Genomic DNA, 14,346 nt, shown 5'->3' on the forward strand with positions numbered 1-14,346 from the left:
ATCCAGGGCAAACCGGCGGTCAATCCTTATACAGCGCGCTGGCCACATAGCGGCGCCGCAGGTCGCCCAGCACCGCTGCAAGGATCGCACTCACCGGCAGCGCGAGCAGCACGCCAAAAAAGCCGAAAAGCTGGCCAAACGCAAGCAGCGCGAAGATCACCGCGAGCGGGTGCAGCCCGATGCGGTCGCCCACGAGTTTGGGAACAAGAAAAGAACTTTCGAGAACCTGTCCAACTCCGTACACGGCTGCGACTACGCCGATGCCGTACCAGACGCCAAACTGCAGAAGCGCGGCAAGCAGGGCAAGGGCGAGTCCCACGGCGAAACCCACGTAGGGGATGAACACCGCGAAGCCGCTGAAGAGTCCAATGGGCAGCGCGATGTCGAGGCCGGCCAGTGTCAACGCTATCGGGTAGAACACGGCGAGCACGCCCATCACGAGCAACTGGCCGCGCAGGTATTGCGACAGCATGTGGTCCATCTCGGTCACGAGTGCCCGGACCTTGCCGACCCAGCGCCGCGGCACAAAGCTTTCCATCCGCGCGAATAGCTGGTGCCGGTCGTAAAGCTGATAGAAAAGGACGAGCGGCACCAGTATGACGTTGCTTACCACGGGAAACACGACGTTGCTGCCTGTGCGCACATAACGCAACGCCGCGAGTATGACGGTCTGGCCGTCGCCGATCGTGTCGCCGGTCAGCAGGTGGCGCACTCCAGGCAAGTCGAGTGAGTAGCTGACGCCAAGCAGTGCCAGCTTCGGTTGCAGCCACGCGTTCAGGTTCGCGATGAAGACGGGAAGGTTCTTCGCGAGCTCGGGTCCTTCCTTGTGCATCACGGCGAACGCAAGCAACGGCAGCAGGGTCAGGAGCAGTGCGAAGAGGAGCATCATCAGCAGGACGGCCACCGCGCGTGGCACACGCTGGCGCACCAGCCACTCGACGCCCGGCTGCAGCATGTACGCGATGAGCGCACCGAGCAGGAATGGCGTCAGAACCGGGCGCAAGATCCATAGAAGGATACCGAGGCCAGCCGCGATGGCGCCCCAGACGAGGGTCTGGCGCTGATAGGAAGTCAGGATCATGGTCGGGAGTCGTATTCAGGTGACCCGCACGTGACAGGCAAAAAAGCGGCGGGGTATCGAGGGGGCATCAGTCGTCGTCATTCAGCATCGGCGAAAGCGGGGCGCGCGCGCCCCGCGTTGGCCTTCAATGTGCCTGTGACGTATCCGCGACACGGGTCGGTCTGGGCGCAAGCCAGATCGCCAGTGCCCCCGCGATGAAGCAGCATGCGATGTTAAAGAAAAGCTGGTTGGTGGCGAGCATCACCGCCTGCGACTCAACCATGTTGCTGATCTGCGCCTGCGCCTGATCTGCACTCCAGCCGGAACCGGTCAGCGAGGACATGAAGTGGCCGGCCTGATCGACGAGGCCCGACAACTCCGCGCGGTTGAACTTGGTCTTGTCCTCCCACAACGTATTGACGACCGAGGTGGCAATCGCCCCGCTGAAGGTCCGGCAGAAGCTCATCAGTCCCGCCGCCGACGCCGTTTCGGGCTCGTCGACACTGCTCAGGCCGATGCTCGTCGTCGGCACGAAGAAGAACGGCAGGCCGATGCCTTGCAGCAGCAGCGGCAGTGCCACCTGCCAGAAGTCCATGTCCGAATTCGCATGGGTGCGGAACAGCGTCACCGAGCCGAGCAGCATCACGCCGGCAAACACCAGCCAGCGCCCATCGAACTTCGTCGACAGCCTGGCTGCAAACGGCGCGGCGACCACCGCGAAGATGCCCGTCGTCGCCTGGGCATACCCGGCCCACGTGGCCGTGTACCCCATATTGTTCTGCAGCCACAGTGGCGTGAGCACGGTGGCGCCGAAGTACGCGCCGAACGCCAGTGACATGGTGACCACACTCGCGGCAAAGCCGCGATGACGGAACACCCGCAGATCGACGATGGGATTTCGCTCGGTCAGCTCCCAGATGAGGAAGGCGAGGAAACCAATCACCGCAACGATCGCGAGAACGCGAATTTCCATCGAGCTGAACCAGTCCTTGTCCTTGCCATCATCGACCATGATCTGCAGCGCAGAGACCCAGATGATCAGCAGCACGAGCCCGACCGTGTCGATCCGCATCCGGATCTTCTCCGATTCGAAGCGCTTGAGCATCATCCATCCGGCGTATCCGCAGATCAGCGAGACCGGCACGTTGATGAAGAAGATGTAGGACCAGTGGTAGTCGTCGCAGATGATACCGCCCAGCACCGGGCCCATCACCGGCGCAATCAATGTCGTCATGCTCCATAGGCCAAGCGCCGCGGCGGCCTTCTCCTTCGGAAAGATGCGCAGCAGCAGGGTTTGCGAGAGCGGCATGAGCGGGCCGCCCGCGAGCCCCTGAAATACACGGTACAGGATCAGCGTGCCGAGCGAAGTCGCCATCCCGCACAGTGCCGAAAAGAGCCCGAACATCACCAGCGCCGTGATGAACACGCGCACCGTGCCGAAGCGGCTCGCGAGCCAGCCGGTCAGCGGCACGGTGATCGCCTCGGCTACCGCGTAGGAGGTGATCACGTACGTGCCCTGGCTCGTCGAGGAGCCGAGTGCACCGGAGATGGTCGACAGCGACACGTTCGCGATGGTGCTGTCCAGCACCGCGACAAAGTTGGCGGCGGCGATCATCACCGCCGCGAGAATCAGCATGGGGCCGGACAGCGGCGGCAATGCGATGTCATTGACCTGACTGGAAGACATGATGGCGCATCCTTAGTATGCGGACGCGTCGTTGCCGCCGCGTGTGTCGACCGTTGCTTCCATGGACAGGTTGATACCCAGCGGATGCGCACGAAGCTCGGCCGGATCGATCCTGACGCGCACCGGCAGGCGCTGCACGACCTTGATCCAGTTGCCGGTCGCGTTCTGCGCGGGGATCATCGCGAACGCGGAACCTGAACCGCCCGAGAAACCAACGACCTTGCCGTGATAGACGACCTTGCTGCCGTACAGGTCCGACTTCAGTTCCACCGGCTGACCGATGCGCACCTTGCCGAGTTGGGTTTCCTTGTAATTCGCATCGACGTAGACGGATTCGATCGGCACGACTTTCATCAGGGTGGTGCCGGTCTGAACGCGCTGACCGACCTGAACCTGGCGGCTCGCGACGACACCGTCGACCGGCGCGCGCAGCACGGTCCGATCGAGATCGACGCGGGCCTGATCGCGCTTCGCGCGTGCGAGCAGGACTTCCGGATTGGTATCGACCGTCGTGTCCGCAATCAGCACCTTGTTCGCCTCGAGCGAGCCGACTGCGGCATCGCGGCTTGCCTTCGCCTGCGAGGCCGCAGCGCGGGCTGCGTCGAGCGCCGCCCTGCCGGCGGCAAACGCCGCGCGCGCGTGGCTCAGCTCTTCGCCCGATACGCTGCCGGTGCGGGCGAGCACTTCCCGACGCTGCAGGTCGATCGCCGCGCGGTCAAAGTCGGACTGGGCCGACGCGATCTGCGCGGCCATGCGGGATTCGTCCGCTGCGCGCGCACTGACCTGCGCGGCCAGTTGCGTATCGGTGGCGACATAGCCGCGCACCTTGCGTTCGGCGCGGCCCAGATCGGCTTCGGCCTGCGCCAGCGCGATCTTTGCGTCGGTGTCATCGACGACGGCCAGTACGTCACCTTGATGAACCCGCTGCGTATTCACGACCGGCACGCTTTTGACGATGCCGCTGACCGCCGGCGTGATCGATGCGACTTCGGCCGCGGTGTAGGCGTTGTCGGTCGACACGTAATGCGACGCGACGAAGTGCCAGTAGCTCGCGTACCCGAGACCGGCGACGAGAATGGCGCCGCCGAGCAGCGCGAACAGCTTCTTGCGGTTCGAAGGGGGAGCGCCGGCCGCAGCGCCGGTATCGACGGGAGCAGCGGGAGCAGCGGAAGCGGGCGAGTCCGGCATCAGCGACTCGCTGGTTTTGACGAATTGGGTTTCAGACATGATCGGAGTCCTTGAAATCAGCTTTGCTTGTTGGGATGGGTTGCGTCGGTCGCGGCCGGCGTGCTGGCCTGAAAGCCGCCGCCGAGCGCGCGCACGAGCGCGACATCGAGCGAGAAGGTGCGCGACTGGATATCGGCGAGCTGGCGCTGCGCGGAAGTCATCGTGTCGGCGGCGTTCAGCACTTCGAGGTAACCGGCAAGGCCGGCGCGATAGCGATCGAGTGCGACCTGGTGCGCCTGGGCGGCGTCGTCGTAGGCGGCCTGCGTCGCTTGCAGCCGGTCCGCCAGCGCGCGTTTGCTTGCGGCAACGTCGGCCACGTCGTGCAGCGCCTTCGTCAGCGTTTCGTCGTAGTTCGCGACCGCCTCGTCGTAGGTCGCCCGCTTGCCGCGCAGTTCGCCGCGCAAACGTCCGCCGTTGAAGATGGGCAGCGTGATCGCCGGCCCGAAGTTGCCGGCCAGCGAAGCCGCGTTCGTCAGCATGTTCAGGCCAAGCGACTGGTAGCCGATCGACGCGCCGAGCGTGATGTCCGGATAGAACCCGGCGCGCGCGACGTCGATCCGCTTGGCCGCCGCCTCTACGCGCAGGCGTGCAACGACCACGTCCGGGCGGCGGCCAAGCAGGCCGAGTCCAAGGTTGGCGGGCATGCCGGCAGGCTGGGTCAGGTCGACGGCCGGACGCTCGATGCGCAAGCCGCGGTCGGGCCCCGCGCCCATCAGCGCGGCGATCTTGTTGCGCTCCAGTGCAATCGATTCATCCAGCTCGAGCAGGTCGGCCTGCGCGCTTTGCTGCTTCGACTCAGCCTGCTTGACGCCGGACTGCGTTTCGAGCCCGTTTGCGAAACGCTCCCTGAACAGCCGTGCGGATTGCGTGCGCACCTGCAGTGCCGCCTGCGCACTGTCGCGCTCGGCAAACAGCCGCGCGAGGTCGGCATACGCTGCGGCGATCGACGCGGACAGCACCATGCGGGCCTGTGCCGCATCGGCGCGGGCCGCGTCGAGTTCCGACGTAGCGGCGGCTAGCGCCGCGCGATTCTTGCCCCAGAAGTCGATCTCGTAGCTGAAGTCGAGCTCGGCGGTGCCGTAGGGGCGCCATCCGTGAGGGACGAGAGCGGAGGGCGTGCCGTTGTTGTAGCTCTGCTTCTTCTTTTCGACCGAGCCCTGCGCGCTGACTTCGGGCAACAGCGCCGCGCCTGCCACCTGCGCCGACGCCTCGGCGTTATGCAGCTGCGCCTCGGCGGCCGCCAGCGTCGGCTCATCCTTGAGCGCTTCCGCGATCAGCGCGTTCAATTGCGGATCGTGATAGCCGAGCCACCACTGATCGGTGGGCCAGGCGGACGCGGTGCCGGCCTGCTTGCCGGAGCCCGCACCGAGACTTTCTGCCGTCTCGTACCTGCTGATGTCTTTCGTTACCGGCTTTTGCGGCATATCAGGCAGTTGCGCGCAGGCGCTCGCCACGATGGCGAATGCGAATGCGGCGGCCAGTCTCACCGGTTTCACCTGGCTCCAAATGTCCGTGCTCTCTTGCATGATCTCCTGCTCCCTCGCTCCGTTTTACAATACTGCACAGTCTAGTTATCTAAATCATCCATGTCAACAGAAATAAACTGTACGGTTCAGGTATGGTAAGATCACAACATTGAAAGTCGAAGGCCGGTCACGGGCGTCGCCGCCGGCCATGTCGTCGATCGGTCGCGCAGACCGGAGGAGCATTGAAGATGAGAGTGAAAACAGAAGCAAAGCGGCAGGTGATCGTTGACGCCGCGTTTGAGGTGTTCAGTGAATTGGGGTTCGAGCTTGCGTCGATGTCCGAGATTGCGGCGCGGGCAGGCGTGTCGAAGGCCACGCTCTACAACTACTTCAAGTCGAAGGACGAGATGTTCGCCGAGTTCATGGGCGTCGCCGCGCAACAGGGAGTAGAAGCTGCACTCGAGCGACTCAAGACCACTGTGCCGGTTCGCGACGCACTGGTGAGCTTCGGCAAGCACTGTCTGGTTGCGATCCTGACACCGCAACTGCTCGCGGTGCGCCGTCTCGCGCATTTTGAAGGTGGCCGGTCGAACGTCGGCGCCCTGTTCTATGAGCGCGGGCCGAAGCCCGGGTGGCAAGTGGTGACTGACTTCCTGCAGCAATCGATTGACGCCGGGAAGCTGCGCAGCTGTAACGCAGCCGTCGCGACAGCGCATTTGCGTGGGCTGTATGAAGCGGAATTGCTGGAACTCTGCCTGCTGGGCGTGCCGGCGGATATCAGTGCGCGCAACATCGCCAAAGTCGTTCAAAGAGCGGCCGACGTGTTTCTGGCCGCATATGGGCCGACGGACGGGACTGACGCCGCATAGGCCAGGTGCCTGGACGGTCGCGAACCTTGGGAGACGGCAAGCGAACCGCCATCGTGTCGCCAGGTGGACGGTTCACCCTGCACAGCGTCGGCGAAATCCGCCGTTTGCAACGCCTGACATGGGTAATCAGCCCGTTGCGGAGCCAATCGTCACGATGAATGGCCCGTGGACGGCTACTCCGGATCATGCCCGGATGGCGGGGCACGCCGATCGCGGTCGATGCTCTCGCCGAAACCCGCAGGCAGCCGGCGAAGACGCCGCGCCTTATCGAATTGCTGAGGAATTGCTGAGGAATTGCTGAGGAATTGCTGAGGAAGGGTTGAGAGCAGTCCATTGCTGAACCAACCACGGTCTCGCGGCCAGCGATTTGCCGACGTCATGAACGAATCGCCGGCAAACGCCGGTCGTGCATCACATGCGCCTACGGCGATGAACAGAATCCGGCTAGCCGCGACATTCGCCGGTCTCCCAGGTATGGCTGCGCGGGGTGCGCAGTCATACGGGGTTATTTCGGAAGCTGGGTCGGGACTTGCGTCGACGCTTGTGTCGGAAGCTGCGGAGGTTGCGGAAGCTGCGACCCACCTTGTGAAAGCTGCTTCGTGGACGGTTGCCCGGCGGACGCTGGCTGCTGCGACGGCAATTGCTGCGGCAGATTGCTTTGCGCAAGCACGGATGTGCTGGTAAGGAAGGCGAACAGTACAAGGAAGGTCTTTTTCATTTCAATGCTCTACAGTTGGTCGTCTTGATTTTGATGCGATTAGCAGCCGCGGGCCGTATCAACGCGCGGCCAAGGTTGCCTTGTAACGCCAGGACGCTGTTGCGGTACTGAAGTCGACGGGGCTACCCGACGCTACGTTGTCTGACGGGAGGGGAGCGGACGAACTAGTCACCCCGCCGCAGTTGTGGAACGCTTGCCGCTGGGCTTCCACGCGGGCTAACACCGCCTGAAAGTCCATTGCATGTTGTGTATTGGCGCCCGTGTGGTCATGGTAGCCGACCGTTTGACGCTGAACCGGTTGCACAGCCGCTTGCTCATAGGTTTGGGGACCGCTGCTGCTAGCGAATGCGGCGGTCGAGAAGGACAGGATCGACGCGACAACAGGGACGGGGATGAAGGTCTTCGACTTTGGCATGATCAGACTCCATATCGAGCGTCGGATGCAGGAGACGCCGTGTTTGGGGAACAACGGTCTGGCGAGGCATGAGTGCTGTTTGCCAGTTCGTTGCCAGTCTAGTCACTTACCGTCGGCTTACAAGCATCTGCGGGGCAACGGATAGTTGCCGTCACTGCAAGGTTTTAGCCGATTGCCCTGGAGCGGTGTGCAGTTCTTTAGTGTGTCCGGAGGCAGGGGCCGTGCGGACCATCTGAATGACACGCAGCACATTTGCTTCGACGCTATCCAGCCGGGCGTTACGCAAGCGGGATCAGCCGTCGAGCGTGCACGCTTCAATCGAAGTTCGTTGTCAAGACCGCTACGTGAATATTGGAATACCTTCCGCTTGTTGTTCTGATGCCAGCGATTCGCGGTTCGCACAAACCCAACTCACGTTCCAGATCGGTTCATCGAACACGGAAGTCATTCATGAGGTCGTTCAGCACGCGTTGCGCAGCGCTGCTACGGCCTCCACCACGATGGGGCTATCGATGTGCTGGGCGAGGCGCTACCCGAGGTCGAGCGCCTCGCCGCGCACACGACCGTCGTGACGCACTGAGCCCTCTGCGCGCAACGACGAAGGCCACTCGATCACTCGCCCAATGGGGCATTTATGACGGTTCTGTTGGCTGGTAGAGTTACCGCCATTCCCCCTTGACGCGGATCAAGCGCCGAACGCGGCCCATGCTGGGGTTCAACACTTTCGCTGTGCCCGGACCCTTGACCGACATCAGATTGGCAACTTTTTTGCACGATCCATTGCCGGTTTCGTCTTCGTCACCATTTGCCCACGCGTCTATAACGGCGCGATTCGGAGATCGTGACAATCACTTTCGCATGGGGGCGGATTTGACCAGCCGATCTCGACAGGCCAGCTGGATACGTAGCGCGCCGCCCAGCACAAGCTCCGTTCGACACCCTCAACCTACAAACTAAACACGTCGAGTCGCGCAAGATTTGCAAACGTCCCTCGCACACCTGTTAAGCGACATTCGCGCGCATCGGCGACGTCCTGTATGTGGCTCGAGGAGACAAGTTGACTGATCGGTCGCGGGCAGCAACTGCGCTGTCGCGCAGTGTTGATCCGGGAAGGATCAACAGCGAAACACGCCCGCGAAAATCAACAGGATGGATCGCTAAAGGCGAGCTCGACTAATGGTGCGAGCATCATGGCAGCCGCGTTTGCGGGAGGCGGCTCGACCTTTGCGGGGCGGTAGATTACATCGCCTGCGGCGATGCCTTGTCCGCTCAAAGCGCATATACCCGATCGTTTCGCTGTAGCAAGGCGCCAAAGCTGCTCGCCGTACTTGCAACCTCGAGGGTCGCTCCACGATACGGTGGCTGTTCGTGGACTGGGTCGATCGAGCAGCGCGATCGCAACGTCGCCATTCTTGACCGGCAGACTGCTCGATCCACGCGAATCGACTATATGCCTGACCCGAGCCGCCAATTGTTGCGCGCATCCCCAATCGAGTTGGCCCACTGCGCGCTGCCATGCAGTGTCGGCCGTCACGCATTGATCCATGGCAGTACTCCCGTCAAAAGTGAGGTGGCGTTCAGCTCAGCCGTATCTTTGGCTGCACGAAGCCGTTAATCCGCTCGGCAGTCCACAGCATCATGGCCTTGCCGAAACCGTGCAAAGCCTGCTGATGTTGTCGATAGAGCATGGCGTGACTGAGCTGCGCGAATCGGCCCTTGATAAACCCGCCGCGAAAGAATCCGAACTGCCCGAGCGTCCCAAAAGCGTTGTAGTCGCTCAGCGACACGAGCGCGCCGAAGTCGTGAAATGCAAAGTCGGGCAATGAACCACCGCCGAGCCAGTCCGGCAAGTGCTTTGCGAGGTGTTGTGCCTGTTGCGTGGCGACCTGCGCCGTGGGCGCGAGAGGACGTTCATTGCCGGCGAGCGTCAACGTCGAGCAGTCGCCGAGGGCGAATAGTGCGTCGTCACCCTGCGCCTGCAGGGTTGGCCTGACGATGATCTGGTTGGAACGATTGCTCTCGATGCCATCCAGTTTGCCTAGAAAATCAGAGGCCTTGACGCCCGCCGCCCATACCATCAGATCCGCCGGTTGCTTGCTGCCGTCGGCCAGCCGGAATCCATCGGGTTCGGCGGCGGTCACTCGCGTGCCCGTTCGTACCGTGAAACCGATATGCCGTAACTGTGCCTCGCTGGACTCCGACACCGCGGGCGGAAATGCCGCCAGTACGCGAGGTGCGCTTTCATAAAGGGTGAGGTTCAGACGTGAGCGGATGCCGGGGTCGCCGTAACTCGACGCCACTTCGAGTAAGCGGCTCAATTCCGCTGCCAGTTCGACGCCGGTCGCTCCGGCGCCGACGATAGACACGCGCAACGGGCTATTCGTCACAACGCTCCGGAATATACGGATTCGCAATGCTTCGTTGAAGACTTCAGCCTGTGCCTGGCTGTCAATGAAATGGCAATGATCAAGTACGCCTGGTGTGCCGAAGTCGTTGGCGCGACTGCCTAACGCAAGAATCAGCACATCGTATTCGACCGTGCGCGGCCCGATCACGACCTCCCCCGACGGCGAACGCAGCGCAGCCAGCTTGACGATACGCGCATTGCGGTCCAGGCCTTCCATTTCGCCCGGCTGATAGTTGAAGCCGTGGTCGCGGGCGTGGGCGAGATAGATGACCTGCTGTTGCTGGACATCGCGAGTGCCTGCCGCGATGGTGTGCAGCATGGGCTTCCAGATATGGGTTGCACTTTTGTCGATCAACGTGACCTGACCGCGGCCGCTGCGGCCAAGCGTGTTGCCCAGCCTGGTCGCGAGCAGAAGTCCAGCGATGCCGCCGCCGACGATGACGATCCGGGTGGTCTGGCGCGTCGTCAAATGTCTTTCTTGCATGATTCCCTGCTCCCTTGCTCGCTTTTCAATACTGAGCAGTATAGTTATAGAGGTCGTCCGCGTCAAGTTAAATGAACTGTATGGTTCATGTATCATAAGATCACAACGTTGAAAGTCGAAGGCCAGCCACGGGCGTGCCGCCGGCCATAGCCCAAAGCCCGCAACCTCGGCGTTTTTCTTTGATGCCTGGAAGTCGAGTTGCGCTGACGGTTCACCCCGGCGACGGGGAAGGAATCGACACTGCCAGCGAGAGGAGCCGTAAGCAACGTGGGCGATTGTCCCCAAGGTGAGGTTTTTCGGTAGCCAAAGGCTTCCGTTCTACCCGGATTGAGCAATTGCCGCGAGCGCGAGGTCTCGAATGCGGGGCCGACCTCCTGGAACTCCTCACCATGGCGCACAAAGCGTCGTTCTCTCGACTCCTGGAAATCCTCACCATCCTGGAAGACCTCACCTCAACAGCTCGCTTCAACTTATAGCCCTGCATTCCAGCGTGCTCTTCGCGCACTGGACACCGACGCGCTCCGCGCTCGCTGGTCCGAAACGCAATCGTTCACCGCAACGCTGAAGCCAGCGAAGCACGCGCTGCGCGCTTCGACGCACCTCATCCCAATCGCCGTTCCGACGCAACCACCGCTCCCGTAAACCCTCACCGTAGCGCCATCTCCTGGAATTCCTCACCATTCGCGCGTCGCTCGATCCGGGCGTCGCCCATGCACGCCATTCATATCGATCATTTTTGGCCCGAATTTGACCGCGTTCATCGCCGCTCATATCGTGCAGCCATGTCGTCCGAATGTGATTCGCCCCGCTGCGTAGAGCCATCGTCATGCGGGAACCTCAATCTTCGTTCTCCCTGAGCCATGAACTCTGACGCCGTGAATTCCGATCTGAGCGCCCCGCTCGCATCACGCCGATCCGCCGCCGCGACGAGCGGCGTACGACGCGCGGTCACGACCGCCGTGCTGGGTCAAATCCTCGAATGGTATGACTTCTTCCTGTATGGAACGGCCGCGGCGCTGGTATTCGGCAAGCTGTTCTTCCCCGTCGGCAGCGATCCGCTCACCGGCACCGTCGCCGCGTTCGGCGGCTTCACGGTCGGCTTCATCGCGCGGCCGATCGGCGGTGTGCTGTGCGGACATCTCGGTGACCGCTACGGGCGCAAGCTCGTGACGATGCTGACGCTGTTCGCGATGGGCACGGCGACCATGTTGATGGGCGTGCTGCCCACCTACCAGCAGATCGGCCTCGCCGCGCCGGCGCTGCTCGTGTGTCTGCGCATCGTGCAGGGGCTCGCCGCGGGCGGCGAATGGAGCGGCAGCATCCTGCTGATCCATGAGAACGCGCCGCAATCGAAGCGCGGCGCGCTCGCCGCATGGAGTCCGTGCGGCGCGGCGCTCGGCTTCGTGCTGTCGACCGGTGCGTTCCTGCTGGTGCAGAACCTGTCGTCTGCCGATTTCCTGAGCTGGGGCTGGCGCATTCCGTTCCTCTGCAGCGCCGCACTCGTCGCACTGGGCTTGTGGATGCGCCGCTCGGTCGGCGAAAGCGCCGCGTTCGCCCGAGCGAAGGCAACGCGTCGCGACACCCGCATGCCGGTGATCGAAGTGTTGCGGCAATGTCCTCGCGAAGTGCTGACGATCTTCGGTTTGCGCTTTGGCGAAGGCGGTGCGTCGTACATCTTCTTCGCGTTCTCGATCGCGTATGGCCAGTTCCTCGGCATCAAGTCGAGCTGGATGCTCGGCGGCCTGACTCTTTCGATGCTGCTGATGATTCCGTTCTCGCTGTTCTTCGGCTACCTGACCGACAAGGTCGGACGCAAGCCCGTGTATCTCGCCGGCGCGATCGCGATGGTGCTCGTCGCATGGCCGTATTTTGCGCTGCTCGGCTCCGGCGAATACTGGAAAGTGATCACGGCCCTCGTGCTGGCGAACAGCCTCACGCTCGGCATCCTCGAAGGCGCGCAGCCCGCGTTCATCAGCGAACTGTTGCCGGTACATCTGCGCTTCTCGGGGCTTGGCATCGGGCGCGAAATCTCCTCGGTGCTCGGCGGCGGCCTGTCGCCGATGATCGCCACGGCGCTGCTCGCGCACTATCGCAGCGCGACGCCGGTCGCTCTGTATCTCGGCGTGCTCGGCCTGATCACCGTGATCGCGACGCTGCTCGCCCGGGAGACCTATCCGAAAGCGATGCGCATCGAAGCGCATCAGGAAACCGAATGACATCGTTCACATCACTGAATCAAGAGGTAACACGCATGCACGCCGTTCATACCGCCAGCGCCCGCGCTTGCACCGCCGACACACCCATCATCGACACGCAGGAGGACTACCCTGAATACCCGGGCCCGCTGTCGCTCGATGACCTGATCACCGAAGTCGAGCGTCGCCGCGACGAGTTCGATGCAGTTTCACACGTCCCGCGCGACATGATCCTGAAGATGAAGCGCGCGGGCATCTTCCGCGCGAGCACGCCGCAACGCTTCGGCGGCGACGCGCTGCCGCCGCCACAGTTTCTGGCGATGCTCGAACGCATCGCGATCGCCGATGGTTCGACCGCATGGGTCGCGGCCTTTGGCTCCGCGAACACGTATCTTGCGTCGCTGCCGGTCGAGACCCAGGCCCGCATCTACGCGTCCGGTCCGGACCAGGTTTTCGCGGGCGGCCTGTATCCCCTGCAACCGGCCGGGCGTGCGCCCGGCGGCTACGTCGTGTCGGGTCAATGGCGTTTCGCGAGCGGCTGCAAGGGCGCGGACTGGCTCGGCGTCGGCATCGGTGGCGCGCCGGGCAAGGTCGGCGACGCGAACGCGGGCAAGCCGTTCACGGCCGTGTTTCCGGCGAGCGAAGTCGAGATCGTCGACAACTGGAACGTGGTCGGCATGCAAGGCACCGGGAGCCACGATCTGCGCCTGAAAAACAAGTTCGTCGACGAGCAATGGACCTTCGTGCGCGGCGGCGCGCCGCTGATCGACGAGCCGCTCTACCGCTACCCCGCCGTCGCATATCAGGCACAGGTGCATGCGGCGGTGAACCTCGGGCTCTCGCGCGCGGCGCTCGACCTGCTGGCCGCTATGTCCGGCGTAACCAGAACGACGACCGGCGCGCCGCGTCTTGCCGACCGCGCGTACTATCGCTCGGGTCTCGCGCAGGCGGAAGCGAATCTGCGCAGCGCGCGCGCGTTCTTCTTCGAGTCGGCGCAAACTTCGTGGCGCACGGTCATGGCGGGCGACCCCGTGTCGCCCAGCGAGGCCAATCTGCTGCGGCTCTCCGCGACGCATGCCGCGCATACGTGCGCCGAGGTGGTCATGCAGGCGTACAAGATGGCTGGCATCGGCGCGATCTATCGCGAGAGCCGCATGCAGCGGATGGTGCGCGATTCGATCGTCGTCACGCAACACGCGTTTCTCGGCGAAGGCACCTACGACGCGTCGGGCGCGCTGTTCGTCGGCATACCGCCGGTCACGCCCTATCCCTGAGCGACGTAGGAGCGACTGTCATGACGCACGACGAAACGCGCACGCACTTCCGCAACGCGATGGCTTGCCTCGGCGCGGCCGTCAACATCATCACGACCGATGGTCCGCGCGGGCGCTGCGGCATCACCGCGAGCGCGGTCTGTTCGGTGACCGATACGCCACCGACCATGCTGGTGTGCATCAATCAATCGAGCTATGTGCATGACGTGATGCACGAAAACGCGAACCTGTGCATCAACATCCTTGGCGCGCACTGCCAGGACCTGGCGCGCGTGTTCGCGGGCATGACGGGTTGCTCGATGGACGCGCGTTTCGATCAATGCGCGTGGCAGCCGGGAGCGCTCGGCGCTCCGGTGCTTGGCGACGCGCTCGCGAGCCTCGAAGGACAGATCGTCGACAGCAAGACGGTGGGCTCGCACTCGGTGATGTTCGTGCGGATCGAGCGGATCGCCACGCGCGATGACGGCGATGGACTCGTCTACTTCGGCAGGCAGTTCCACCGGCTTGCGCGTGCCGGTGTCGCGGCTTGCGAGGCGGCATGACG

The 14,346-nt window shown here is 63.2% G+C and carries 10 protein-coding genes; 4 read left to right on the forward strand and 6 right to left on the reverse strand.

Annotation, left to right across the window (positions count from 1 at the left end):
* Positions 1-19: 19 nt before the first annotated feature.
* The 4 genes from OKW30_RS23610 to OKW30_RS23625 all read right to left on the reverse strand — a co-directional run bounded on the left by OKW30_RS23610 (position 20) and on the right by OKW30_RS23625 (position 5,500).
* Entirely contained in the window at positions 20-1,096 is a 1,077-nt protein-coding gene (locus OKW30_RS23610) for an AI-2E family transporter (protein ID WP_429349161.1), read from the reverse strand.
* A 109-nt stretch (positions 1,097-1,205) separates the two neighbouring features.
* Positions 1,206-2,747 carry a DHA2 family efflux MFS transporter permease subunit gene (locus tag OKW30_RS23615; protein WP_429347791.1) on the reverse strand — a complete coding sequence of 514 codons (1,542 nt, stop codon included), beginning with the start codon at positions 2,745-2,747 and terminating at the stop codon, positions 1,206-1,208.
* Positions 2,748-2,759: 12 nt separating this feature from the next.
* On the reverse strand, positions 2,760-3,935 hold the full coding sequence (locus OKW30_RS23620; RefSeq protein ID WP_429349162.1) for an HlyD family efflux transporter periplasmic adaptor subunit: 1,176 nt from the start codon (positions 3,933-3,935) through the stop codon (positions 2,760-2,762).
* Between the two features lie 56 nt (positions 3,936-3,991).
* Positions 3,992-5,500, reverse strand: a complete 1,509-nt coding sequence (locus OKW30_RS23625; protein ID WP_429347792.1) for an efflux transporter outer membrane subunit — start codon at positions 5,498-5,500, stop codon at positions 3,992-3,994.
* Positions 5,501-5,688: 188 nt separating this feature from the next.
* Here OKW30_RS23625 and OKW30_RS23630 point away from each other — a divergent pair, with 188 nt between their 5' ends.
* Complete coding sequence (locus tag OKW30_RS23630) at positions 5,689-6,309, forward strand: TetR/AcrR family transcriptional regulator (RefSeq protein WP_184074528.1); 621 nt, start codon at positions 5,689-5,691, stop codon at positions 6,307-6,309.
* A gap of 2,274 nt (positions 6,310-8,583) precedes the next feature.
* Here the strand turns inward: OKW30_RS23630 and OKW30_RS23635 are convergent.
* Positions 8,584-8,988: a DUF3331 domain-containing protein gene (locus OKW30_RS23635; RefSeq protein WP_429292094.1), complete on the reverse strand. Its 405-nt coding sequence runs from the start codon at positions 8,986-8,988 to the stop codon at positions 8,584-8,586.
* Between the two features lie 31 nt (positions 8,989-9,019).
* A complete protein-coding gene (locus OKW30_RS23640) occupies positions 9,020-10,318 on the reverse strand; it encodes an NAD(P)/FAD-dependent oxidoreductase (protein ID WP_429347793.1) in 1,299 nt (432 codons plus the stop codon).
* A gap of 875 nt (positions 10,319-11,193) precedes the next feature.
* On the opposite strand from OKW30_RS23640, the gene OKW30_RS23645 reads away from it, so the two are divergent.
* From OKW30_RS23645 to hpaC, 3 genes are read left to right on the forward strand one after another with little or no spacing between them, the layout of a single operon-like run.
* Positions 11,194-12,549, forward strand: coding sequence for an MFS transporter (locus OKW30_RS23645; protein ID WP_429347794.1), 1,356 nt, complete (start codon positions 11,194-11,196; stop codon positions 12,547-12,549).
* Between the two features lie 35 nt (positions 12,550-12,584).
* On the forward strand, positions 12,585-13,802 hold the full coding sequence (locus tag OKW30_RS23650) for an acyl-CoA dehydrogenase family protein (RefSeq protein ID WP_429347795.1): 1,218 nt from the start codon (positions 12,585-12,587) through the stop codon (positions 13,800-13,802).
* A gap of 20 nt (positions 13,803-13,822) precedes the next feature.
* Entirely contained in the window at positions 13,823-14,344 is a 522-nt protein-coding gene (gene hpaC / locus OKW30_RS23655) for a 4-hydroxyphenylacetate 3-monooxygenase, reductase component (protein ID WP_429347796.1), read from the forward strand.
* Positions 14,345-14,346: the final 2 nt, after the last annotated feature.

This window comes from Paraburkholderia sp. Clong3 (genome assembly GCF_050436485.1).
In the GTDB taxonomy this organism is placed as follows: domain Bacteria; phylum Pseudomonadota; class Gammaproteobacteria; order Burkholderiales; family Burkholderiaceae; genus Paraburkholderia; species Paraburkholderia tuberum.